General features: G+C 59.9%; 26 protein-coding genes and 2 pseudogenes. 13 read left to right on the top strand and 15 right to left on the bottom strand.

What is annotated here, in order from left to right; translation table 11 throughout:
• Nucleotides 1–62 precede the first annotated feature (62 nt).
• From ilvC to FHT86_RS03660, 3 genes are all read right to left on the bottom strand, one after another.
• Nucleotides 63–1082, bottom strand: coding sequence for a ketol-acid reductoisomerase (gene ilvC, locus FHT86_RS03670; protein ID WP_133705579.1), 1020 nt, complete (start codon nucleotides 1080–1082; stop codon nucleotides 63–65).
• A gap of 42 nt (nucleotides 1083–1124) precedes the next feature.
• The gene (locus tag FHT86_RS03665; RefSeq protein ID WP_133705578.1) at nucleotides 1125–1775 is read right to left on the bottom strand and encodes a TetR/AcrR family transcriptional regulator C-terminal domain-containing protein; all 651 of its coding nucleotides are present in this window, start codon (nucleotides 1773–1775) and stop codon (nucleotides 1125–1127) included.
• A gap of 114 nt (nucleotides 1776–1889) precedes the next feature.
• Nucleotides 1890–2798: an AraC family transcriptional regulator gene (locus FHT86_RS03660; protein ID WP_133705577.1), complete on the bottom strand. Its 909-nt coding sequence runs from the start codon at nucleotides 2796–2798 to the stop codon at nucleotides 1890–1892.
• A 208-nt stretch (nucleotides 2799–3006) separates the two neighbouring features.
• Between FHT86_RS03660 and FHT86_RS03655 the strand changes: the two genes are divergently transcribed.
• Nucleotides 3007–4050 (top strand): NAD(P)-dependent alcohol dehydrogenase, encoded by a 1044-nt coding sequence (locus tag FHT86_RS03655; protein WP_133705576.1) that lies wholly within the window; start codon nucleotides 3007–3009, stop codon nucleotides 4048–4050.
• Nucleotides 4051–4093: 43 nt separating this feature from the next.
• On the opposite strand, the gene FHT86_RS03650 is transcribed toward FHT86_RS03655, so the two are convergent.
• On the bottom strand, nucleotides 4094–5353 hold the full coding sequence (locus FHT86_RS03650) for an NAD(P)/FAD-dependent oxidoreductase (RefSeq protein WP_133705575.1): 1260 nt from the start codon (nucleotides 5351–5353) through the stop codon (nucleotides 4094–4096).
• Between the two features lie 122 nt (nucleotides 5354–5475).
• Complete coding sequence (locus FHT86_RS03645; RefSeq protein WP_133705574.1) at nucleotides 5476–5940, bottom strand: Lrp/AsnC family transcriptional regulator; 465 nt, start codon at nucleotides 5938–5940, stop codon at nucleotides 5476–5478.
• A gap of 160 nt (nucleotides 5941–6100) precedes the next feature.
• Here FHT86_RS03645 and FHT86_RS03640 point away from each other — a divergent pair, with 160 nt between their 5' ends.
• The 4 genes from FHT86_RS03640 (at nucleotide 6101) to FHT86_RS03625 (ending at nucleotide 9790) form a co-directional block, all read left to right on the top strand.
• Complete coding sequence (locus tag FHT86_RS03640) at nucleotides 6101–6820, top strand: aspartate/glutamate racemase family protein (protein WP_133705573.1); 720 nt, start codon at nucleotides 6101–6103, stop codon at nucleotides 6818–6820.
• Nucleotides 6821–6893: 73 nt separating this feature from the next.
• Nucleotides 6894–7823, top strand: a complete 930-nt coding sequence (locus FHT86_RS03635) for a MarR family winged helix-turn-helix transcriptional regulator (RefSeq protein WP_133705572.1) — start codon at nucleotides 6894–6896, stop codon at nucleotides 7821–7823.
• Nucleotides 7824–7905: 82 nt separating this feature from the next.
• Nucleotides 7906–8523, top strand: coding sequence for a TetR/AcrR family transcriptional regulator (locus tag FHT86_RS03630; protein ID WP_133705571.1), 618 nt, complete (start codon nucleotides 7906–7908; stop codon nucleotides 8521–8523).
• A gap of 55 nt (nucleotides 8524–8578) precedes the next feature.
• Nucleotides 8579–9790: an MFS transporter gene (locus FHT86_RS03625; protein ID WP_133705570.1), complete on the top strand. Its 1212-nt coding sequence runs from the start codon at nucleotides 8579–8581 to the stop codon at nucleotides 9788–9790.
• On the opposite strand, the pseudogene FHT86_RS37725 reads toward FHT86_RS03625, so the two are convergent.
• Both FHT86_RS37725 and FHT86_RS03620 read right to left on the bottom strand, forming a co-directional pair.
• Nucleotides 9791–9985 (bottom strand): annotated as a pseudogene (locus tag FHT86_RS37725) (FAD-dependent monooxygenase); the annotation flags it as partial.
• A 24-nt stretch (nucleotides 9986–10009) separates the two neighbouring features.
• Nucleotides 10010–10426, bottom strand: a complete 417-nt coding sequence (locus FHT86_RS03620; protein ID WP_133705569.1) for a winged helix-turn-helix transcriptional regulator — start codon at nucleotides 10424–10426, stop codon at nucleotides 10010–10012.
• A 143-nt stretch (nucleotides 10427–10569) separates the two neighbouring features.
• On the opposite strand from FHT86_RS03620, the gene FHT86_RS03615 reads away from it, so the two are divergent.
• Nucleotides 10570–11457 carry an SDR family oxidoreductase gene (locus tag FHT86_RS03615; protein WP_133705568.1) on the top strand — a complete coding sequence of 296 codons (888 nt, stop codon included), beginning with the start codon at nucleotides 10570–10572 and terminating at the stop codon, nucleotides 11455–11457.
• Nucleotides 11458–11511: 54 nt separating this feature from the next.
• Here the strand turns inward: FHT86_RS03615 and FHT86_RS03610 are convergent, their stop codons facing one another.
• On the bottom strand, nucleotides 11512–12264 hold the full coding sequence (locus FHT86_RS03610; RefSeq protein ID WP_133705567.1) for a pyridoxine 5'-phosphate synthase: 753 nt from the start codon (nucleotides 12262–12264) through the stop codon (nucleotides 11512–11514).
• 432 nt (nucleotides 12265–12696) lie between these two features.
• On the opposite strand from FHT86_RS03610, the pseudogene FHT86_RS03605 reads away from it, so the two are divergent.
• Nucleotides 12697–13161 (top strand): annotated as a pseudogene (locus FHT86_RS03605) (MerR family transcriptional regulator); the annotation flags it as partial.
• A gap of 111 nt (nucleotides 13162–13272) precedes the next feature.
• Here the strand turns inward: FHT86_RS03605 and FHT86_RS03600 are convergent.
• Nucleotides 13273–14400, bottom strand: a complete 1128-nt coding sequence (locus tag FHT86_RS03600) for an ATP-dependent RecD-like DNA helicase (RefSeq protein ID WP_133705565.1) — start codon at nucleotides 14398–14400, stop codon at nucleotides 13273–13275.
• A gap of 153 nt (nucleotides 14401–14553) precedes the next feature.
• Between FHT86_RS03600 and FHT86_RS03595 the strand changes: the two genes are divergently transcribed.
• From FHT86_RS03595 to FHT86_RS03585, 3 genes are read left to right on the top strand one after another with little or no spacing between them, the layout of a single operon-like run.
• Nucleotides 14554–14934 (top strand): hypothetical protein, encoded by a 381-nt coding sequence (locus FHT86_RS03595; RefSeq protein ID WP_133705564.1) that lies wholly within the window; start codon nucleotides 14554–14556, stop codon nucleotides 14932–14934.
• Nucleotides 14918–15472, top strand: coding sequence for an RNA polymerase sigma factor (locus FHT86_RS03590; protein ID WP_133705563.1), 555 nt, complete (start codon nucleotides 14918–14920; stop codon nucleotides 15470–15472). Before FHT86_RS03595 ends, FHT86_RS03590 begins: the two co-directional genes overlap by 17 nt.
• Nucleotides 15469–16266 carry an anti-sigma factor gene (locus FHT86_RS03585; RefSeq protein ID WP_133705562.1) on the top strand — a complete coding sequence of 266 codons (798 nt, stop codon included), beginning with the start codon at nucleotides 15469–15471 and terminating at the stop codon, nucleotides 16264–16266. Before FHT86_RS03590 ends, FHT86_RS03585 begins: the two co-directional genes overlap by 4 nt.
• A gap of 5 nt (nucleotides 16267–16271) precedes the next feature.
• On the opposite strand, the gene FHT86_RS03580 is transcribed toward FHT86_RS03585, so the two are convergent.
• From FHT86_RS03580 to nthA, 3 genes are read right to left on the bottom strand one after another with little or no spacing between them, the layout of a single operon-like run.
• Nucleotides 16272–16643: a nitrile hydratase accessory protein gene (locus tag FHT86_RS03580; RefSeq protein ID WP_133705561.1), complete on the bottom strand. Its 372-nt coding sequence runs from the start codon at nucleotides 16641–16643 to the stop codon at nucleotides 16272–16274.
• Nucleotides 16630–17289 (bottom strand): nitrile hydratase subunit beta, encoded by a 660-nt coding sequence (gene nthB, locus FHT86_RS03575; protein WP_133705560.1) that lies wholly within the window; start codon nucleotides 17287–17289, stop codon nucleotides 16630–16632. The genes FHT86_RS03580 and nthB overlap by 14 nt, the downstream gene beginning before the upstream one ends.
• On the bottom strand, nucleotides 17286–17915 hold the full coding sequence (nthA, locus tag FHT86_RS03570) for a nitrile hydratase subunit alpha (protein ID WP_133705559.1): 630 nt from the start codon (nucleotides 17913–17915) through the stop codon (nucleotides 17286–17288). The genes nthB and nthA overlap by 4 nt, the downstream gene beginning before the upstream one ends.
• Before the next feature lie 138 nt (nucleotides 17916–18053).
• Between nthA and FHT86_RS03565 the strand changes: the two genes are divergently transcribed.
• On the top strand, nucleotides 18054–19343 hold the full coding sequence (locus FHT86_RS03565; RefSeq protein ID WP_133705558.1) for an SDR family oxidoreductase: 1290 nt from the start codon (nucleotides 18054–18056) through the stop codon (nucleotides 19341–19343).
• A gap of 2 nt (nucleotides 19344–19345) precedes the next feature.
• Nucleotides 19346–19822 carry a DUF2269 domain-containing protein gene (locus tag FHT86_RS03560; RefSeq protein ID WP_133707057.1) on the top strand — a complete coding sequence of 159 codons (477 nt, stop codon included), beginning with the start codon at nucleotides 19346–19348 and terminating at the stop codon, nucleotides 19820–19822.
• On the opposite strand, the gene FHT86_RS03555 is transcribed toward FHT86_RS03560, so the two are convergent.
• The gene (locus FHT86_RS03555; RefSeq protein ID WP_133705557.1) at nucleotides 19814–20407 is read right to left on the bottom strand and encodes a LysE family translocator; all 594 of its coding nucleotides are present in this window, start codon (nucleotides 20405–20407) and stop codon (nucleotides 19814–19816) included. The genes FHT86_RS03560 and FHT86_RS03555 overlap by 9 nt on opposite strands.
• 209 nt (nucleotides 20408–20616) lie before the next feature.
• Here FHT86_RS03555 and FHT86_RS03550 point away from each other — a divergent pair, with 209 nt between their 5' ends.
• Nucleotides 20617–21462: an aldo/keto reductase gene (locus tag FHT86_RS03550; protein WP_133705556.1), complete on the top strand. Its 846-nt coding sequence runs from the start codon at nucleotides 20617–20619 to the stop codon at nucleotides 21460–21462.
• Here FHT86_RS03550 and FHT86_RS03545 read toward each other — a convergent pair.
• Nucleotides 21459–22490, bottom strand: a complete 1032-nt coding sequence (locus FHT86_RS03545) for a capsular biosynthesis protein (RefSeq protein ID WP_312862254.1) — start codon at nucleotides 22488–22490, stop codon at nucleotides 21459–21461. The two genes, FHT86_RS03550 and FHT86_RS03545, sit on opposite strands and share 4 nt — an antisense overlap.
• A 105-nt stretch (nucleotides 22491–22595) precedes the next feature.
• The gene (gene ilvN, locus FHT86_RS03540) at nucleotides 22596–23168 is read right to left on the bottom strand and encodes an acetolactate synthase small subunit (RefSeq protein WP_133705555.1); all 573 of its coding nucleotides are present in this window, start codon (nucleotides 23166–23168) and stop codon (nucleotides 22596–22598) included.
• Nucleotides 23169–23177 lie beyond the last annotated feature (9 nt).

Below are 23177 nucleotides of genomic sequence, written 5' to 3'. Positions count from 1 at the left end.
TGCTCAGGGCCGAGGAAGTCTCCTTCCCCGGCCCTCTCATTAAGCTATCGGCTCAAAGAGGCTTAGTTGACAGCCTTGTCGACCAGCTTGTTCTTGCCGATCCAAGGCATCATGCCGCGCAGCTTGGCGCCGACTTCTTCGATCTGGTGGCTGTCGTTGTTGCGGCGGATACCCTTGAAGCGGGCAGCACCCGAACGATATTCCTGCATCCATTCCGAAGTGAACTTACCGGTCTGGATGTCCTTCAGGACGCGCTTCATTTCAGCCTTGGTTTCTGCCGTGATGATGCGCGGGCCGGAGACGTATTCGCCCCATTCAGCGGTGTTGGAGATCGAGTAGTTCATGTTGGCGATGCCGCCTTCATAGATCAGGTCGACGATCAGCTTCACTTCATGCAGGCACTCGAAATAGGCCATTTCCGGTGCATAACCGGCTTCGACCAGGGTTTCGAAACCGGCGCGGATCAGCTCGACGAGACCGCCGCAGAGAACGACCTGTTCGCCGAAGAGGTCGGTTTCGCACTCTTCGCGGAAGTTGGTTTCGATGATGCCCGAACGGCCGCCGCCAACGCCGCAGGCGTAGGAAAGCGCGAGCTCAAGGGCATTGCCGGAGGCGTTCTGATGAACGGCAACGAGGCAGGGAACGCCGCCGCCCTTCTGATATTCGCCGCGAACCGTGTGGCCCGGGCCCTTCGGCGCGATCATGACGACGTCGACCGAAGCTTTCGGCTCGATCAGGCCGAAGTGAACGTTGAGACCATGGGCAAAGGCAATGGCAGCGCCGTCACGAATGTTCGGAGCGATGTCGGCCTTGTAGATGTCGGCCTGCAGTTCGTCCGGGGTCGCCATCATCATCAGGTCGGCCCAGGCAGCGGCTTCGGCAACGGTCATGACCTTGAAGCCATCGGCTTCGGCCTTCTTGACGGTGGGCGAACCAGCCTTCAGCGCAATCGCAACATTCTGTGCGCCGCTGTCCTTGAGGTTGAGCGCATGGGCACGGCCCTGAGAACCATAGCCGATAACAGCGACCTTCTTGGACTTGATGAGATTGAGATCGGCATCACGATCGTAATAGACGCGCATAGTTTTTCCTTCCCTTTGCTTGCCTAACGTTGGGTAAATTCTTCAGACGGTCGCTGCCGCTTCCGCCAAAACCTTTTCCGTGCCGTAGAGCCTGAGGAAGGCACTGACCGCCTTCTCCGCCTGACGGCTGGTATCCTTCAAACCGGGCTCGCCGAGCAGCATGCGCACGTGCAGGTCGGAAACAATGAGCCCATAAAGCGTATGATACGCCTCGTCGGCATCCATGAACCGCAACAGCCCTGCCCGCTTGCCGGCGTCGATCAGCCCGCTGGCGCGCCGGTCGATCTGCCGGCGGCCGCGCTCGAGCAGAAGCTTGCCGAGCTTCGAGCCGTCGCGGTTCGATTGGCCAATCGCCAAACGATTCAACGCCAGCGACACGTCGCCGGCTAGGACTTCCAGAAGATCGCGGGCGAAAATGACGAGATGATCATGCAGGCTCGCAGCCGTCAGCCGCTCGCCGTTGCGCTCGAAAGTACGCACCTTGCTCGCCTGATAGGCGATCATTGCCGACAGCAGACCATCGCGGTCGCCAAACCATTTATAGAGACTTTCCTTCGAGCAATTGGCGGCGCGCGCAACGCCCGAAGTCGTCAGCGCCTTTTCGCCGCCATCGACGAGCAACCGCAACGCCTGCTCCAGAACGGCGTTCTGACGCGGCGAAAACTCGCTCGACTGTCCTGCTTCGCTAAGCACGGTGGCCACTCCCAAATGCGTACCGTACGGTACGGTTCGTAGCGTGTTATGACTGAGGGCGAGGTAAGCGTCAAGCAGAAATCGTTGCTGCACCGCATCAATAAGACGAGTGGATTATTCCGCGGCGACCGAGTTCCGCATGCTTTCAACATCCCTCAGCGGCGGCAGGCCGTAAAGCCGGCTGTATTCGCGGCTGAACTGCGACGGGCTCTGATAGCCGACGCGATGTCCGGCGGACCCGACATCCAACTGCTCGACGATCATCAATCGCCGCGCCTCGTGCAGACGGAGCTGTTTCTGATATTGCATCGGCGTCATGGCGGTTACGGCCTTGAAATGATGATGCAGCGAGGAAACGCTCATGCCGACGCGTTCAGCCAGCTCTTCAATGCGCAGCGGCTGGGCGAAATTGCCGCGAAGCCAAGCGACGGCCCGGGCCACCTTATTGCTCTGGCTCTCCGCCATGGCGATCTGCAGCAGCCGCGGCCCGTCCGAACCGCTCAGCAGACGATAGAGGATTTCCTGTTCGATCAGCGGCGCCATGGCGGGAATATCGTCCGGCCGGTCAAGCAGTCTCAGCAGCCGCAATGTAGCGTCGAGCAGCTCCGGCGACGCCTCATTCACCGCCAATCCGCGCATGCCTTCCGCTGTCATTGCCTCACGCGGAATGCTGACGCGCGACAACAGCTCGTTCAGACGCTCACTTTCGAGCGCCATAGCCATGCAAAGATAGGGCGCTTCATTGGCAACACCGGTGATCTGCGTCGAAACGGGAAGGTCGAGCGCTGTCAGGACGTAGTGGCCAGCGCCGTAATGGTAGGTATCCGCACCGATCGTCAGGCTCTTACGTCCTTGAACCACAACCGAGAAGGCTGGTCTGTAAGCCCGATGCTCCAACGGTGTCTCCATCGATTGCCTGTGCAGGGTAAGGCTGGCGATCGGTGTGGTCGATTCTCCGTCCCGCGTGGCGAAACGGGCAATGATGGACGCGAGTTCCTGATTGGGATTGAAGGGCAGAGTCATGCGCAACCAACTGTTTTTGAGGGCTTGTCGACGTTTATCTAGGTCACCGACCGCCCATTCGGAAGAGTAGCTGCTCATTTAGATTCGTAGAATCGTACATAAAGCTTGCAGGATCGCTCTAACGCTCTCGCCCGCTTCGGATGCATAGTCGGCCACCTCAGTTTCCACCCCTCACCCAAAGCCAATCCTAACAAAAAGGAACTCTCCAATGGCTATTGCAAAGGGCTACGCCGCGACCGATGCGTCCAAGCCGCTCACTCCCTTCACCTTCGAACGTCGCGAGCCGAACGAGGACGATGTCGTCATCGCGATCAAATTTGCTGGCATCTGCCACTCGGACATTCACCAGGCCCGCAACGAATGGGGCAATTCGAGATATCCGATGGTGCCTGGCCATGAAATCGCCGGCATCGTTAGCGCCGTCGGCTCGAAAGTGACTAAGTACAAGGTCGGCGACCGCGTTGGCGTCGGCTGCTTCGTCAATTCCTGCACGACTTGCGCCACCCGCGATCTCGACCTTGAACATTACATGCCGGGCTTAGTCCAGACCTATAACGACGTCGAAGCCGACGGCACGACACCTACTTATGGCGGCTATTCGGATTCGGTCGTCGTCAAGGAAGGCTATGTCCTTTCCATCCCCGAAAATCTTCCGCTCGACGCAGCAGCCCCGCTACTCTGCGCTGGCATCACCCTCTACTCGCCGCTGCACCACTGGGAGGCCGGTCCCGGCAAGAAAGTTGCGATCGTCGGCATGGGCGGCCTCGGCCACATGGGCGTCAAGATCGCCCATGCGATGGGTGCAGACGTCACCGTTCTCAGCCAGACGCTGTCGAAGAAGGAGGATGGCTTGCGCCTCGGCGCTGACCACTACTACGCCACAAGCGACGCCGAGACCTTCAAGACCCTCGCCGGCACATTCGACCTTCTCATCATGACGGTCGGTATCGCCGTCGACTGGAATGCTTATCTCGGCCTGTTGAAGGTCGATGGCAGCATGGTCGTGGTCGGTGCCCCCGAGCATCCGGTCCCGGTCCATGCCTTCTCGCTGATCCCCGGCCGCCGCAGCCTCTCTGGCTCCATGATCGGTTCGATCAAGGAAACCCAGGAAATGCTCGATTTCTGCGGCAAGCACAACATTGCCTCGGAGATCGAGGTAATCAATATCGATCAGGTCAACGAAGCCTATGAACGCGTTCTGAAGAGCGACGTCCGCTATCGCTTCGTCATCGATATCGCCTCGTTGGCCTAACCCTGCCAAGGGCGGCGTCCTACCGGGTGCCGCCCTTTTCTCATTACTCGCGCATGGTTTCCCTCTGCGTGATCAGCCGGGCACTGTGCTGACGGCTGATGTAGATCCAAAGCCAGCTCCAGGCGACCGCAAAGCGCCAGCGCGTGCCGATCAGGAAGTAGATATGGGCGAGGCCCCAGACCCACCAGGCGATCCAACCCCTGAGTTTGATCCAGCCGAAATCGATGATTGCAGCACTCTTGCCGATCGTGGCGAGACTTCCCTGATGATGATAGTGAAAAGGCCCCGGCGCCGGCTGGCCCGATAGCTTTGCCCTTATCACCTTGGCGACGTAAGCGCCCTGCTGCTTGGCGGCCGGCGCGATACCCGGAACGGAGCTGCCATCCCCGCGCATCACCGCCGCCGTGTCACCGATGACGAAAATATCCGCCTGGCCAGGCGCCCTCAATTCCTTGTCGACCACAACGCGGCCGGCACGATCGGCGGCAACGCCCAGCCATTCCGCCGCCGGCGAAGCCTGTACGCCGGCTGCCCAGACGATCGTACGGCTTTGGACGAAGGTTTCTCCGATCGTTACGCCTTTTTCGGTGCAGGATGTAACAGGCTTGCCGGTGCGGACTTCGACGCCCAGCTTTTCCAGCGCCTTGTGAGCGTAAGCAGACAGCCCCTCGTCGAAGCTTGGAAGTACGCGCGGTCCGGCTTCGACAAGAATGATCTTTGCCTTGGTAGTGTCGATATTGCGGAACTCCTTCGGGAGGGTCGTTCTGGCCAGTTCGGCGATGATGCCGGCAAGCTCGACGCCGGTCGGCCCAGCGCCGACGATGATGAAGTTCAACAGAGCATCGCGGACCGCGGGATCGCTTTCCAGCTCCGCCTGCTCGAAGGCCAGCAGAACGCGACGGCGGATCGTCGTTGCATCCTCCAGGGTCTTCAACCCCGGTGCTACCGGCTCCCATTCGTCATGACCGAAATAGGCATGGGTCGCACCGGTGGCCAGCACAAGCGTGTCATATGCTATCGTCTCGCCGCCCTGCAGTGTCACCACATGCGCCTGGCTGTCTACGCCGACGACCTCCGCCAGCAGCGTCGTTACTTCTGGCCGATCGCGGAAGAAGCTTCGGATCGGCCAAGCGATCTCGGACGTGGCGAGCAAGGTGGTCGCAACTTGATAGAGCAAGGGTTGGAACAGATGATGGTTACGCCGGTCGATCAGCGTGATGCGGACCGGAGCTCCCTTGAGATCGTTGACGAGCTGCAGGCCGCCAAAGCCACCCCCGACGACGACAACGTGATGATCCTGCATGACGACACCCCGTATCTGTTTTAGCTTCGCAAACGTAGGGTTGAGGACGATGGCCAGCAACCACCTTTTATGCATGGCACCTGTGCGGGCACGCGAACGAACTCGCCAAATGCCATCGATTGCTATTCGGCATAGCTGACCGGGATCGTCACCCCGCTTTTCAACACTTCCATCGAGATCGACGCCGAAACGTCAAAGAGCTCCACACGGCGCACGATCTTCTTGTAAATGACGTCATAATGCTCGACACGCGGCAGCACTATTTTCAAGATATAATCGTGATTGCCCGTAAGCCGGTGTGCCTCGACGATCTCTGGAATATCGCCGATCGCCCTGCGAAACGCCTCGATCCACTCGTCTGCATGATGCGCAGTCTTGATCAGCGCATAGACCGTGGTCGGTACGCCCATCTTCTCGCGGTCGAGCACGACGATGCGCCGAGCGATGTGGCCGCTATCTTCCAGCCGCTGGATGCGCCGGGAACAGGCCGAGACTGACAGCGCTACACGGTCGGCAAGATCGGTCACCGAAATGCCGGCATCGGTCTGCAAAAGATCGAGAATCTTCCGGTCGCGTTCGTCAAGCATGTGCAGCAATCTCCGTCATCGCGCGGCAATTTTGCGCAAAATAACATGCTTGCGCAAAATTTTGCAGATGAGATCGCATATGCGACAAAGATTGCAAACACGAGGCGGGTGAAATGTTTCATTATTCTGCTATTCATCATCAAGAACGGAGAGCAGCAGTATGCGCATTATCGGCCTGATCGGCGGCATGAGTTTCGAGAGTTCGGCGGTTTATTATCGTCTTATCAACGAGATGGTTCGCGACAGACTGGGCGGCCTCGCCTCTGCCGAGGTGCTCATGCATTCCGTCAATTTCGAAGAGATCGTCACCATGCAGAAGGCCGGACGTTGGGACGATGCCGCTACCCGTCTCGGTGATGCTGCGCACCGCTTGCAGACCGCTGGCGCCGAGTGCGTGCTGATATGTACCAACACCATGCACCTGATCGCTCCCGAAGTTGCCGCTCGTGTCTCCATCCCGCTGATCCACATCATCGATGAGACGGCAGCCGCACTGAAGGCCGCCGGTCGCGTCAAGCCGCTGCTGCTGGCCACCCGCTATACGATGGAACACGGCTTCTACACCGACCGCATGGCCCGCAATGGCGTCTCGGTCATGGTGCCGGGCACTGAAGACCGAACCGTTACCCATGACATCATCTTCAACGAACTCTGCGCAGGCATCGTCAAGGAGGAGTCTCGCCGGAAGCTGATGGCGATCATCGAGCGCGCGAAAGCCGAAGGCGCCGATAGCGTCATCCTCGGCTGCACCGAGATCTGCCTCATCCTTGACCCGAACGCGCTGATTCTGCCGGGGTTCGATACCACCGCGATCCACGCACAGACAGCCGTCGATTTCGCTCTCGGCGGGGAAAAGACAAGCGCTAGCCAGGCCGCCTAATCAAGCCAAATTTACTTGACTGAGTCCAACAAATGATGGACATCGTCTCCTATATTGTAGGGAGACGGTGTTCATGCTTGTTACTACGGAACTTGCGACCATCGACGCGGTCCGCGACTTCAATCGCTTCTATACTAGTTTCCTCGGCATTTTGAACAAAGCCTATCTCGATAGCCCTTACGCCCTGACCGATGTCCGCGTATTGTTCGAAATCGGCTCGCGTGGCGGCGTCGTCGCCTCGACATTGACGCGTGACCTGCATCTCGATCCCGCCTATCTCAGCCGCATTCTCAAACGCTTTCGCGAAGACGGCTTGATCGAGACCAAGCCTGATCCGGACGATCTGCGCAGCCAGATCATCACTGTCACCGACAAGGGACAGGGGCAGTTCCATGAGTTCGTTCGCCGTTCTCGCGCTGAGATCGCCGGACATTTCGACGCGCTGGCCGTCGGTGAGCCTGAACGTGTCGTCGACGCGATGCGAACGATCCAGACGGCACTCAGCTCAAGCGCCAATGCCATGCCGGCCGCCATCATCCGAGGCCATCGGCCCGGCGATATCGGCTGGATCGTCCAGAGTCAGGCGCGCTTCTATTGCGAAGAGTTCGGATGGGATCTGCGTTTCGAAGGCTTGATCGCAGAGGTCGCTGGGCAATTCCTCTCCAAATTCAATCCGCAGAAGGATAAATGCTGGATCGTCGAACGAGGAGGACTGAATGTCGGTTCCGTCATGATTGCCGATGGCGGCGACGGGGTCGCAAAACTCCGGCTGCTTTATGTCGACAAGACGGCGCGAGGTCTCGGCCTCGGCAAGCTGCTGGTCGGCGAATGCATCCTTTTCGCCCGCAACGCCGGTTACCGTCAGCTTTCGCTCTGGACGAACGATATCCTCGACACCGCCAGGGGCATCTATGTCCAGGCCGGTTTCCGGCTCGTCTCGGAAGAAAAGCACCGCATGTTCGGGCCGGAATTGAACGGCCAGACGTGGGTGCTGGACCTCTAAAGCAGCTGATGGCGCATCACAATTATGTTGCGCTGCAAAAATTCCGCTTGATTGGGAAACGATCATTTCCTAAACAGTGTGCATGACGACAGACACACTGGATATTTCCCCAAAGCTCCGCGGTCGCCCGCGGGAATTCGATATGGACGCAGCGCTCGATCAGGCACTGCGGGTCTTTTCCGAGCGCGGTTATTATGCCGCCTCGATCAGCGAATTGACCGAGGCTATGGGGCTGACTGCAGGCAGTGTCTATAAGGCATTTGGAGATAAACGCGGCATCTTCCTCGCCACCTTCAATCGCTATCGCAAGGTACGACGCGGTCTTATGGACGAACGCCTCGCCGTTGCGCCCAACGGCTATGAAAAGCTGCGCGAGTTGCTGACGGTCTATGCCGAATCGTCCAGCGGCGAGGTCGGCCGCCAGGGTTGCCTTGTCGTTGGCAGTGCCACCGAGCTCGCTCTTTTCGATGAGGAAGCCGCCTACCGTGTCGCCTTCGCCTTCGACACTGACGAACAGTTTCTCATCGATCTGATCCGCCTCGGACAGGAGGACGGATCGGTGCCGGACCGTCTCGATGTGGAGAGCACGGCTCGCACGATGCTCTGCCTGATGAAAGGCATGCGTCTGATCGGCAAGACCGGCCGCACCCGAGAGCAGATGATCGCTGTCGCCGAAACCGCCATGATATTACTGAACTGACTTTTCACATGAATTTTGGGGAGATCGCTCCCCTGCCCGCATCAAGGATCAAGACATGCCTGCAACCGTCGTCAGACGGGAGAGCGCTCAGCTCCCCGAAAAGACCATTTCGCCGTTGATGACCTTCATGTTCGCCTCCGCCTGCGGGCTGGTGGCCGCCAATCTCTATTACGGCCAGCCGCTGGCCGGCCCGATCAGCCAGGCGCTCGGCTTCACGCCGGCGGCAACCGGTTTGATTGTGACGCTGACGCAGATCGGTTACGGCCTTGGTCTCTTGTTGATCGTCCCGCTCGGTGATCTCCTGGAAAACCGCAGGCTGGTGCTGACGCTGATCGGCCTTTCGGCTGTGGCGCTCGTCGGTGCCGCCTTCGCTTGGTCACCGTCACTTTTCCTGCTTGCCTCGCTCTGTATCGGCCTTGCCTCCGTCGCAGTGCAGGTGCTGGTGCCGTTTGCTGCCCATATGGCGCCGGATGCCAGCCGCGGCGCGGTTGTCGGCAATGTCATGAGCGGCCTGCTTTGCGGCATTATGCTGGCGCGTCCAGCGGCGAGCTTCCTGTCGGAACTCTCCTCTTGGCATGCGGTCTATATCCTCTCCGCCGGTATTATGCTCGGGCTTGCCGTTATCCTCCGCGCCGTCCTGCCGACCCGCGTTCCCCACACCAAGTTGCATTATGGCCAACTGCTCTCGTCAATGGGCCATCTCGCGCTGCGTACGCCGGTGCTACAGCGCCGCGCCCTTTATCAAGCCTGCATGTTTGGCGCCTTCAGCCTGTTCTGGACGACGACGCCGCTGCTGCTTGCAAGCCCGGCCTTCGGTCTGACGCAGAACGGCATTGCTCTCTTCGCGTTGGCTGGTGCCGCGGGCGCGGTCGCTTCGCCGATTGCCGGCCGTGTCGCCGATCGTGGCTGGACGAAGCTTGCCACCGCCTTCGCCATGGTGCTCGCCATCGTCGCCCTCCTCATCGGTCACGCCTCCGGCAGCGGTTCGCTGCTGGCGCTCATGACATTGACACTCTCCGGCATCCTGCTCGATTTCGGCGTGCAGACCAATCTCGTGCTCGGCCAACGCGCGATCTTTGCGCTGAGCGCCGAACATCGCAGCCGCCTGAACGGTCTCTACATGGCGACATTCTTTGCCGGCGGCGCGCTCGGCTCGGCAATCGGCGGCTGGGCCTATGCCACCGGCGGCTGGAATTTCGCCTCCTGGATCGGCATCTGCTTCCCGGTCGTAGCGCTGCTCATCTTCCTGACCGAGCGGCAAAAGTGATCAGGACGGCTGCGGAACGACATTCCGCAGCCAGTCGCATTCACTGAAACCTGCCGCGGCAAAGGGGTCGATCAAGGTGCCTGAGACGATCGCCGCCAAGATCTGCGGAGCCGGTGGCACCTTGGCGACGGTGGCGACCAGCCGGCCCCTGATCCACGCAAGTCCTGCCGAATCCGACTGGTAGAACGGAGTAAAACGCCGGGGATTTAACGGGCCGGCTCAGTCCTGCGATTGATCGAAGCGGGCGCGTGCATTACGCACGGCGTCGTGATTAGCCTCAGCCCAATTCAATAGCTGCGCCAGCGGCCCGTAGAGCGAGCGACCGAGATCGGTCATGCGGTATTCGACGCTTGGCGGCTTGGTCGGAAACACCTCACGGCCGATATAGCCATCGCGCTGGAGGTCGCGCAGTGTCTGGGTCAACATGCGCTGAGAAATATCAGGCACCATGCGCCGCAGCTCACCAAAACGGTACGGCCGCTGCGCCAAAGCTTCCAACAACAACACCGACCACTTTCCACCGATCTGCGAAATCAAATCCCGCACCGGGCAATTCGTAAAATCGAGTTTGCTGATATCGACGACGCGCGGCGGGCTCTCTGTGTTGCGCAGATTGACGACGGTGCTGGCGCTCATGTCGGGTCGGTTCCCTTTTGGTAACGTAGGGCTGAAAAACTGCCTCCTTTACAAGCCGAAGTCAATTCCTATTCTAGTGCTAGTCTCTTTTTGAGAGCGGTAAAACCTCTGCAAGTCCGCGGCGGTAGAATAAGGATAAAGACATGAGCAGCACCCTTCTCGTCACCGGCGCCGCGGGCCAACTCGGCCAGCGCGTCATTCATCACCTGCTGGAGACATACAAGGTTGCGCCCGGGCGCATCATTGCCGCCACCCGCAGCCCGGAGAAGCTGGCAAGTCTCGCCGCCAAGGGCGTCGTCACCCGCAAGGCCGATTTCGATGACGCCGCCACCCTGCCGGCCGCTTTCGCCGGCGTCGATCGCCTGTTGATTATCAGCACCGACGCGCTCGCCGTCCCCGGTCAGCGCATGAAGCAGCACACGGCCGCCGTTGAGGCCGCAAAGAAGGCTGGCGTCAAGCATATCCTCTATACCTCGATGCCGGCACCGGATAATTCCCTGGTCACCTTCGCGCCCGATCATCTCGGCACGGAGAACGCCATCAAGGCAAGCGGCATCGGTTACACGATCCTGCGGAACGCCTGGTATTTCGACAATTACCTGATGGGTCTGCCGCATAGCCTGGAAGCCGGCAACTGGTACACCGCGACCGGCGGCGGCCGCCTCAGCAACATCAGCCGCGAGGATTGCGCGCTGGCCATTGCCGCAGCCTTGGCTTCCGACACAACGGAAAACGCCATCTACACGCTGACCGGCTCGACCGCGGTGACCATCGAGGACGTAGCTAGCGTCGTCAGCAAGATCACCGGCCGCCCGCTGGAAGTCGTGCAGGTCAATGACGAACAGTTCGCGGCCGGCCTGACCGGCGCCGGCCTGCCGAAATTCGTCGTCGACATGCTCGTCTCCGCCGACGCCAACACCCGCGCCGGCAATTTCAACATCCTGACGAACGACTTCAACAAGCTGACCGGCAAGGAACCGCAGACGCTGCGCAGCTTCGTCGAAGCGCATAAGGCGGCGCTAACCCACTAACTTTTGGGATATACGTAGGCCCGGCGCGCAGCAGCGGCGGGCCTTTTCATTCCGTCAAACCGCCTGTCCACATGCCCGGCGGAACCGCCGCACCGTTTCTGCCATGCCGTATTCCAACGCGTCTGCGGTTAGGCCGTGGCCGATGGAAGCTTCGGCGAGCGCCGGAATGCGCTTGAGCAGGGCCGGCAAATTCGCGACCGTCAGATCATGACCGGCATTGACGGCAAGGCCGTTGGCAAGTGCCGCGTCCGCAGTCTTGCCGAGACCATCGAGAATGACGGCAGCCCGCTCCGGCGCGTCATAGCAGCCGCCATAGGGGCCGGTGTAGAGCTCGATGCGATCGGCACCGATCGCTTTGGCGATCTTCACGGCCTCCACATCGCCGTCGCCATCGGCAAACAGCGAAACGCGGCAGCCAATCTTCTTGTATTTGGCAATGACGTCGGCAAGCAGGTTATGATTTTTGCGGAAATCCCAACCGTGATCCGAGGTTGCCTGCGACGGATCGTCGGGCACCAGCGTCACCTGCTCCGGCTCGACGCTGGCGCAGAGATCGAAGAACTCGTCGGTCGGATAGCCTTCGATGTTGAACTCCGCCTCTGGAAACTCATCATCGATCAGCGCCCGGATTTCGGGCAGATCGGAGAAGCGGACATGCCGCTGATCGGGCCGCGGATGCACCGTCAGGCCGCTGGCGCCAGCGGCAAGTGCGACCCGTCCGAGCCCGGTGACGCTTGGCCAGGGAAGATCGCGCCTGTTGCGCAACATGGCGATGGCATTGAGGTTCACGGAGAGCTTGGCGGGCATAATCGAAATCCATGATTTATGAAGAGGATAATACCTCCGTTTTATGCGATTGCACGCCGTAAAACCAACGAGATTCGAACATCGACTCATGCAAAAGATTGATGGTCTTCCCCTCTTTTGCCGCCCCATCCCACCGACGATACGCCCTTCGGGCAACTTATAATTTCGGCGAAACCGGATAGCGTCGTTGTATCGGGTGCCTGATTTAGGTGGCTCGGGGAACGAGGGGGCCAAGCTCGCCCGTGGTAATTTTGTCCTTATGAAACTTAAGAATTTTCATCAGCGACATCTGCGTTTTGTTGATCGCGTCATTGTGAAAATGAGTTGGGCGTAGCTGCGGCCTCCTCCGTCAACCAGACAAAATAATAGGCACTCAATCACGGCGTGGGGCGCCGCGACAAAAAGGGGATGGAGAGAATCATGGAGGGACTCATGTCTGACGGTTCCAAACGTCCGTTTGCTGCCGCCAATCTTGTTTCAGAGGCGCGCGCCAAGTACCGGTTTCTGCCTGAGTCGGCACTTCCCTCCAACCTGCCGGAAGGGGCGGTCGCCATTGCTGATATGGCTAGTGCTTTCAATGTGACCCACAGGACGCTGCACTTCTACGAGGAAAAGCGGCTGATCTCGGCCGATCGCCATGGGCTGATGCGCATCTACGGCACCGACGATGTGCTTCGCATGGCCGTCATCACCGTCTGCCGTGAAACGGGCATGTCGATCGCCGTCATTCAGGAGATCATGGAAAAACTCGATGAGGCGGAAACGCCTGACGAAGCCGAGGCCATCTTCCGCACAGCCCTCAACCACCGCAAACGCGAACTCATTGCTGAAATGTCGGCATTGAATCGGCAAATGCAGAAAGTCACCGATCTCCTCGATTATGACAGCGCAGCGGAAGCGCTAGACACCCGCGGCGATGACATCTGATCTTCACGGGCACAACGCCGATTGCATACGCACGGCGCAATGGCCATTCTCCTCGACGGTACAAAGGTGAACACAGAAGCTTTACCGGACGATCGTCAGCGTCTCCGCGGCGCGTGTGATCGCCGTGTAGAGCCAGCGCTCGCGCGTATCGCGGAACGCCCAGCTTTCATCGAATAGCACCACATTATTCCACTGCGAACCCTGCGCTTTATGCACGGTCAGCGCATAGCCGTAATCGAATTCATCGTAGCGCTTGCGTGTCGACCAGGGAATTTCGCCCTCGACATCCTCGAAAGCCTGTTTCAGCAGCTTGATCTTCGCGGCACCCCGATCCATGTCGTCGTCTTCCGGCCGCACAAGCAGATTGATGCCCGGCTTGGTCGTTTCCCGCGAAGACGTCATCACCTGCCAAAGCGAGCCGTTGAGCAAACCCTTGGCGGGGTCGTTGCGCAGGCAGACCAGCTTATCGCCGGATTGCGGATATTCGGTGCTGAAGCCCTTGAGCTCGCGCAGACGCTGATTGTAACGCCGGCGGGTGCGATTGGTGCCGACCAGCACTTGGTCGGCCTCCAGCACCAGCGGCTGCGTGACCTCGTTCTTCGAAATCACCTGCGCCGTGCCGTAATCGCCATGCATGATCTCCTTGCCCTCTCGGACATGCATCGCGAGCTGAATGATCGGATTGTCTCGCGCCTGACGATGAATGTCCGTCAACAGATAATCCGGCTCCTCATTGGTGAAGAAACCGCCGCCCGAGACCGGCGGCAACTGACCGGGGTCGCCGAGCACGAGGATCGGTGTGCCGAAGCTCATCAGGTCCTTGCCAAGCGCTTCATCGACCATCGAACATTCGTCGACGACGATCAGCGCCGCCTTGGCGACCGGGCTCTGCCTGTTGATGGTGAACATCGGCGCGATTGATGTTTTGCCGGTCTCCTCATCCTCGACGGCCTCCTCACCGCGCGGACGATAGATCAGCGAATGGATCGTCTTGGCGTTGCTGGCGCCGCGTGAGCGCAGCACCTGCGCCGCCTTGCCGGTGAAGGCGGCAAACAGCACATCGCCGTCGACATGCTCGGCAAAATGCCGCGCAAGCGTAGTCTTGCCCGTACCGGCATAGCCGAACAAGCGAAACAGCGGCGAGCGCCTCTCCTTCAGCCACTTGGCAACGGCCTTGAGCGCTTCGTCTTGTTGTGGCGCGAATTGCATGCGGCCGACTTGGCAGGATTCGGCCAGCAGAAGCAAGCGGTAAAAGATCGCGATTTATTGGGAATAAAATCGAGGCGATTCGTGTCTCATGTCCGGCAACGCAAAAACGTGGGGCCTAGACCATAGGTGTCTACCATTCCGAGGAGAAACATCATGAAAGCCGCGAAATTCTTGCCGATCCTGATCATGGCTTCGGCCGCCGCCACCTCCGCCTTCGCCGCCGCCCCGGTAAAGACCGGCGAAACCGCCAAGGGCAAGGTTCTGACCGGCGAAAACGGCATGACGCTCTACACCTTCAAGAACGACAAGAAGGATGTCTCCAATTGCAATGACGATTGCGCGAAGGCATGGCCGCCGCTGATGGCCGATAGCAAAGCCAAGGCAGAAGGCGCATATTCGATCATCACCCGCAAGGACGGGAAGAAGCAATGGGCGAAGGACGGCATGCCGCTCTATTTCTTTGTCAAGGATGCCAAGGCTGGCGATGTCGCCGGCGACGGCTTTAAGGGTGTGTGGGATGCCGCACGGCCCTGATCGGACCGACCGGGATGCGGGGGGGACCTCCTCCGCACCCGACAGCTTCGAGGCCGAGATGCTGGCGCTTCTCCCCTCGCTGAGGCGCTATTCGCGCAGCCTCACCCGCTCCGACGCCGATGGCGAAGACCTTCTTCACGATTGCGTGGAAAAGGTGCTGGCGCGGCGCAGCCAGTGGCGCGGGCTGAATCTGCGCGGCTGGGTGCTCACCATCATGACCAATCTCTACCGCAACGACCTGCGTCAGCAAGGCGACCGGAGCTTTGTCGATCTTGACGACAGCACCGATCTGCCGGCAGCAGAGACCAGCAATGATCCTTTGGAACGCTCGCGATTGGAAGCGGCATTAAACAGCCTCGGAGAGGAATACCGCGCCGTGCTGATGCTGGTCGTGGTCGAAGGCTACAGCTATCAGGACGTCGCCACCGCGCTGGATATCCCGATCGGCACCGTGATGTCGCGCCTGTCGCGAGCGCGCCGGAAAATGACCAACCTGATGAATGCCGATAATGTCATTGCGCTTCGGAGACCGAAATGAGCGAACGTAACCCGATCGTGACCGAAGCGGATCTCCACGCCTTTGCTGACGGACTGCTGCCCCCGGGCGATCACGCGCGGCTGGAAGCCTGGCTTGCCGAAAATCCCGAGCAAGCGGATATGATCGCCGCCTGGCAGGCGCAAAACGCGGGTATCAAGTCCCTGTTTGCGCAATACGAAACCTCGAAGGAAGGCGACCGCGAACTGGTATTGCCCACCCCTGCGCCTGCGCCGGCCGCAACGGCACGCCGGTTCCGCTGGTTGTCGACGGCCGCCGCCTCTCTGGCAATCTTCCTGGTCGGCGCTGCCGCCGGCCATTTCGGCCCGCAGCTTCTGACGCGGCCGGATATTCGCCTGACCGGCATCGAAGCCCTGCCGCGGCAGGCGCAATCGGCATTCGTCGTCTACGCCAGTGATGTCCGCCACCCGGTAGAGGTCGGCGCGGATCAGGAGGCGCATCTTGCCACCTGGCTTGGCAAACGCATGAATGTCGCCGGTCTTAAGGTGCCGGCCCTGCAGACGCTCGGTTTCCAGCTTGTTGGCGGGCGGCTGTTGCCAATCAACGGCGTGCCTGGCGCGCTTTTCATGTATGAGAACGCCACCGGCCAACGCCTGACCGTGCTCGTCGGCAGCAACAAGGAAAACACCACGACGAGCTTCCGCTTCGCCAGCACCGGCACGGTCGAGACGTTCTACTGGATCGACGGCAGGCTTGGCTACGCCGTGACCGGCGAGATCTCACGGGACATGCTGAGGCAGGTGGCAGACGAATGCTATAAGCAGTTCTCGTCGTAAACTACTCAGCGCTCCGGATCGTTCTCCAGCAAAATCGGCTTTCCGTGCGGTGTGGCTTCCGCCGCACGCTGCCAGCTCTTTTGCAGATCAAGAATCATACCGGCATCGGCGATGCCGCGGCTGATCAGCAGACCGGAAAGCGCCGCCACCCAACAGTCGAAATAATCGCTTCCATCTTCAGCCCGGCCAGGCTTGTGCAATTCGGCAGAAAGCTGCTCTGCCCATTCACCCCAACTGAACAAGCCCTTCTCGTGCAGATGCACAGTCATGGCAAAAGCCTCCGCCGCCCATGGCTCGGGGAAGACCGGTTCGCCATCGATGGATTTCGGTAGTTGCGGCGATTGGGCCAGGGGCGATATTGTCTCAGGCGCGCTCAAGGTAGCTCTCCCAGGCGTCGATGGAGATGCTAAGCGTTGGATCGGCGCCCTCACCCCAGATCTCCGGCGCATCGAAAACGATCGTATAGATCCATTGTGGATTCTCGCTCTTGCCGTGGGCGTTGTCGTCCGGGAAAACGAAAGAGCCTTGCACGGCCTCCACTACACCCGTCCTGGCTCGCGCATAGCGTGGCAAACGGGTATGCCCTGTCGGATTGATGTTTCTCGTCCGTACGCGATCGCCGACCGCAAAAAGCGGCGCGGCATCGACCGGCCGATCACAGGGCCCGCCCTTGGCGAGAGCGCCGGCGACCATATCGGCTTTCAGGATACGCTTCGGCACAGCGCCTTGCTGCGACGAACGACCGTGTCGCAACTCCTCGTGCGTTACAAAACCATGCCGTTTCAGCAGCATCTCGACCCCGCGCGTCCAGATCTCATAATAGCTGGCGCCAAGGTATTCGGCGGGAGGGATATTTTCGCGCGCATGCCGGCTTTCATCGATACTCCAGGCGCCGAACGCGCCGCAGGAGAGCGTGATGCCGAGCGCGCGCTTTTCCCATTCGGCATGAAAAACCGGTTCGTTCGGCTCCGGGGCCACCGGACCGAAGCCCATCTGCCCACCGAGATCGTGCGGCCCGTTCATATTGCCTCCTCCGGAGCCTTGGCGATCGCCGTACCGATCATGGCATCGCGGCTGACAAAATTGGCCAAGGCTGCCTCACTCAACCCCTCTGTACCAACAGGGCGCTCAGGGATAACGAGATAACGCAGTTCCGCCGTGGAATCCCATACCCGAATTTTCTTCCCCTCAGGCAGCGTCAGGCCAAATTCGGCCAACACGCCGCGGGGGTCGACGACGGCGCGGGAGCGATAGGCCGGCGCTTTGTACCAGACCGGCGGCAGGCCGAGCACGGACCAAGGATAGCAGGAGCAAAGCGTGCAAACGATCAGATTATGCGTTTCCGGCGTATTGAACACCGCGCGCATATGCTCGCCCTGCCGGCCCGTAAAACCGAGGCTGGCAATTGCCGCTGTCGCGTCACGCCTCAACCACTCGGCAAACTCCGGATCGCTCCAAGCTTTCGCCACCACCTGCGCCCCGTTGCGCGGCCCCACCTTCGTCTCATAGGTCTCGACAATGACATCGATCGCCGCCGGATCGATCAGCCCCTTTTCCGTCAGCAGTGTCTCCAGCGCTTTCACGCGGGCCTGCATATCGGAATAGTGGTTGTCATGATCATGGTGATGATGGTCGTCATGATCGTGCATAATAAATCTCCCCGTCGAATAGGCCTTAGATCTAAGCCTTTGCCATACGGCCGCCAAGCGCCTTCTTTACCGGTTGCAACAGCGATCAGATGCCGCAACCCCCTGCCTTTGTTGGCGCGTTTGGGTAGTCTGCCGAGCATGAAGATTTTGATTCTCGGTGCAACTGGTTTCATTGGCTCGGTGATCGTGGCACGACTACGCAAGGATGGGCATATGGTCACTGGCCTTGCCCGCAATCCTGATCGGGCGCGCGTAAAACACCTTTCGATTGACTGGATCAAAGCCGATCTGGCCGAGATGACAGACCCGTCGGACTGGCACGGGGTGCTAAACAGCCATCAGCTTGTCATCAACTGCGCCGGTGCCCTTCAGGACGGGCTTTCCGACGATCTCGCCGCCACGCAGGAAAGAGCGATGCTGGCGCTCTATGCCGCAGCCTCCAAGTCGGCAATCGAACTCGTCGTACAGATTTCCGCGCGCACGGAAGGCGGAGGCCAAGACCAGCCGTTTCTGGCGACAAAGCGCAATGCCGACAAGGCGCTGGCGGCAAGCGGTCTCAACCACATTATTCTGAGACCGGCGCTCGTTATTGGCCGCAACGCCCATGGCGGCACGGCATTGCTACGCGCGCTTGCTGCCATGCCTGTTGTCTTGCCTCTCATCCATGCGCAAAGCCCCATCGAGACGGTCTCGGTCGATGATGTCGCCGCCATCGTTTCAGCGGCGATTGCCGGCGAATTCCAATCCGGCACCGATATCGATCTTGCCGCCGGTGAGGCACTGACGCTCCGCGAACTCGTCGTCCTTCATCGAAACTGGCTCGGCCTCCCGCCAGCGCGGCTCGTGCCGATACCGACCGGATTGGCAAAGCCGGTAACGCGAGCGGCTGATATCGCCGGCAGGCTTGGATGGCGCTCGCCGCTGCGGTCGACTGCGATGGCCGTGATGTCCGAAGGAGTTCTCAGCCGAAGGAATGCGCGATACCTCCCAAGCCGACCCTTGGCGACGGTAGCCGAAACGCTGGATGCCAATCCCTCCGGCGTTCAGGATTTGTGGTTTGCGCGCCTCTACCTATTAAAACCGTTGATGATCAGCGGGTTGGCACTCTTCTGGATGCTGTCGGGCATCATCCCGATGCTGTCCCCGATAGCCGCAAGCCGGCACTTTCTGCCCTTTATGCCTGATGGCATGGCAACGGATTTGACCCTGACCACCTGTCTCCTTGACATAGCCCTTGGCGCCTTTGTCCTTGTGCGGCCCTTTGCGCGGTCGGCATTGCTCGGAATGCTCGGAGTCACGTTCGGCTATCTTGCCGGCGGCACGTTGATTGAACCATCGCTTTGGCTCGATCCGCTCGGTCCATTTGTCAAAATACTACCGTCGATCCTGCTGACATTTGCCACGCTTGCGGTATTGGAGGAACGCTGATGCTGGCAGAGGAGCTTCTTCGCCTTGTGCATGTCATCGGCGCCACAGTGCTTTTCGGCACCGGCGCCGGCATCGCCTTCTTCATGGTCATGGCGCATCGTACAGGCGATCCAAAGCTGATCGCACATGTCGCCGGAACAGTCGTGATCGCCGATGCGATCTTTACGGCAACCGCCGTCATCCTTCAGCCAATAACAGGCTATCTGCTCGTGCAGTCGATCGGCTGGTCTCTCGAAGAAGGATGGATCGCTTTGTCCTTGCTGCTCTATGTGTTGACTGGAGTTTTCTGGCTGCCGGTCGTCTGGATACAAGTCCGTTTGCGCGATCTCGCTCGAGCGGCATCAGCGACCGACATGCCCTTGCCAGCAGCCTATCACCGTCTCTATCGCATTTGGTTTGCTTGCGGCTTCCCCGCTTTTTTCGCGGTGATTGGCATCCTCTGGCTGATGCTCAATAAGCCATCCATACCACTACTTTAACATCGGCCAGAGGCTGAGTACCAGCAGGATCGCCATGGTGATGTTGAACCATTTGAGGCGAACGGGATCGGAAAGCCAGTCGCGCAGGGCCGAGCCAAAACCCGCCCAGGTCGAAACGCTCGGCACGTTGACCGCAGCAAAAGCGAGGCCGACGAGCAGCACGCTAACCAGATAGAGCTGCGGATTGGTGTAGGTCGCCATGGCGGTCACCGCCATGACCCAGGCCTTGGGATTGACCCATTGAAAGGCCGCGGCGCTCAGGAAACTCATCGGCTGCACGCCGCTTTCTTTCTCGCTGAGGCTTCTCGACGAAGCGATCTTCCAGGCGATCCAGATGAGATAGGCTCCGCCGGCGAATTTCAGGCACATGTAGAGCAAAGGCACTGTGCGCAGCAACGCTCCCAGACCCAGCCCAACGCCAAGCAGCAGCGACAGAAAACCGGCGCCTATGCCGAGCATATGTGGGATCGTGCGGCGGAAGCCGAAATTCACGCCCGATGAGAACAGCATCATATTGTTGGGCCCAGGCGTGATCGATGTCGTGAAAGCAAACAATAGAAGAGCCAGAAAAGTATCCAGCGCCATATAACCTCCCCGGACGCCGCTCTTCCGCTTAACGGAAACGCCCAATATTTTTGTGACGCGCATCTCCGCGGCGGCACCTGTGTCACGCGACCCTAATTCGCCTTAGATTTTAATGCCATAGCGTGATTGTCACGGTGACATGAATGGCGTCGATTGAAATCCCGACAAATGCACTTATCCTTCGCCTCCCCCAGCATTGAGGACAGGACATGCACGACCCCATTCCGACCGTCACTCTTCCCTCCGGCATCTCGGTTCCCGCGCTCGGCCAGGGCACATGGAACATGGGCGAAAAAGCCTCCAGTGCCAAGGAAGAGATTGCCAGCCTAAAAGCTGGGCTCGATCTCGGCATGACGCTGATCGATACCGCCGAAATGTATGGCGAAGGCGGCGCGGAGGAAATCGTCGGCAAGGCGATCGAGGGGCGGCGCGATGAGGTGTTTCTCGTCAGCAAGGTCTATCCCCACAACGCAAGCAGCAAGGGGACTATCCAAGCTTGCGAACGCAGCCTGAAGCGGATGAAAACCGACCGCATCGATCTTTATCTGCTGCATTGGCGTGGAGAGTATCCGCTGGCCGAAACAGTGGCCGCGTTCGAAAGCCTGAGGGCCGCCGGCAAGATCGGCGCTTGGGGCGTTTCGAATTTCGATCTGGACGACATGGAGGAACTGCTGGCGATTCCCAACGGCGCCAACGTGGCCGCCAATCAGGTGCTTTACAATCTCGGCCGGCGCGGCATCGAGTACGATTTGCTGCCCTGGTGCCAGGAGCGCAAGATTCCAATCATGGCCTATTCGCCGATCGAACAGGGCCGGCTGGCGCATCATCCGGATCTGATCCACATCGCCAAAACCTATCAGGCGACCCCGGCGCAGGTCGCACTCGCTTTCCTGCTGGAGCGCGATGGCGTGATCGCCATTCCCAAGACCTCCAATGCGCAACGAGTTGCAGAAAACCGTGAGGCCGTCTCGCTCGACATCACCGACGAGGATTGGGCTACCCTGGACGCCGCCTTTCCTCCACCGCCGCGAAAGAAGCCGCTGGAAATGCTCTAGCCGCGGGCCTGCGCGCTCTGCGCCGCGACGATCAGCTCGATCGCCTGGAAAATATCGATCAACCGCCAGTTCGCGGGATCGCGATAGGTCGGATAAAGCGAGAAGGCGGCGGCGGCAATTTGATCGACAGTCCGCAGCCTGCTTCGTTTGTCGGCGAGAACTGCCTTGGTGTAGACCCCGAATTGATCTTCCGTCACCCCCCACCCGGCATAAAACGGCGCGGCATAGCAACGGACAGGAATGCCGCGCAGCAGTGCATCAAAGCCAAACTGGCTGGAGACCGTCCAGACCTCATCCACCACATCAAGAATCGATGCTACTGACACGGCATCATAGAGAAATATCGCACCACCCTTGCCGGCAATTGCCGTCGTCAGATAACCCTTGCGGTGGCCAGCCATGACATCTGGATGCGTCCGGATCAAACATTGCGCGCCGGTTGCCAACGCATCGGCAAGCATCCGCTCGAACGAGGCGCTCGAACCGAGGGCCTTGCCCACAGAGATATCGCCGACGACCTGATCGACCAGGAGGATACGGCGCTTCGTCGACCGCTCTATCGCGGGCGCCTCATGCGGCAGATGGTTGTATTTGGATAGCTTGTTACGGACGATCTGTTCGCGGATGGTTTTGCCAAGCTCGCCAATGCGAGCATCGTCAGCCCCCTGGATCAACCGTTCCAGGCGTGACGACCGGCTAGCATCCACCGGCAAACCGAGGTCGTCAACGACGATCGAGAGCGGGATGGCGCCGGCTTTTCCGAGGCCCACCGAGCGTAAAAATCCATCCTCAAGGTTCCAGTGCGGCAACCCCCTCAGACGCGAAATCATCGCTGCCGTCTTTGCCGGCGTTCGTCCACCCCACGACACAATGCCGCCAATGCCAGGCGACAGGGTCGACGCGATCGTCTGCGGCCCAAAGTATTGGCCAAGCCAAGGAAAGGCATTGCGGACGTAGAAGGTAGCGCCAAGGCGCATCCCGGCTGGCGGATACCAGCCTTTTTCGGCGATCTCCTGCAAATCTTCCACGGCAGAAAACGCCACCCGCTGACCTCAATCGATAGTAGACTTGACCGCTCAAAAGCGCCGCGCAAGCTACGCGACGCCGATAGGTCGGTCAACGACGGGCGTTCCTCACATTCCCTGCGGGCCGCGGTTCATCGCAGCAATGCCGGTGCGGCAAACTTCGATCAGGCCGAGCGGCTTGATGATCGCCACGAACTGGTCGATTTTCGAGGACTTGCCGGTGATCTCGAAGATGAAATGCTCGACGGTAGCGTCCACCACCCTGGCCTGGAACGCGTCGGCCAGACGCAGCGTTTCGGCACGGGTCTCGCCGCTTCCCGCCACTTTCAGCAACGCCACTTCGCGCTCGATCGGCCGTTCCTGGCCGAGATCGCGGGCGCGCACCGTCAAGTCGACGACACGATGAACGGGCACGATGCGTTCAAGCTGTGCCTTGATCTGCTCCAACACCTGCGGCGTGCCGCGCGTGACGACCGTAATGCGCGAGAGATGCGCCTGATGCTCGGTCTCGGAAACGGTGAGGCTCTCGATGTTGTAGCCGCGGCCGGAGAAGAGGCCGATGACGCGGGCAAGCACGCCGGGTTCGTTGTCGACCAGCACCGAAAGCGTATGGCTCTCGGCCGCCGCGGTTTCCGGCGAAATGAAATAGGCGGAGCCCGTGGGTTGAAGGTGTGGATTCATTGTCCTTGT

It is taken from the genome of Rhizobium sp. BK313 (assembly GCF_014193655.1).
GTDB lineage: Bacteria > Pseudomonadota > Alphaproteobacteria > Rhizobiales > Rhizobiaceae > Rhizobium.
The sequence above is the reverse complement of the archived record's forward strand: the minus strand, read 5'-3'. Positions and strand labels throughout refer to the sequence as shown.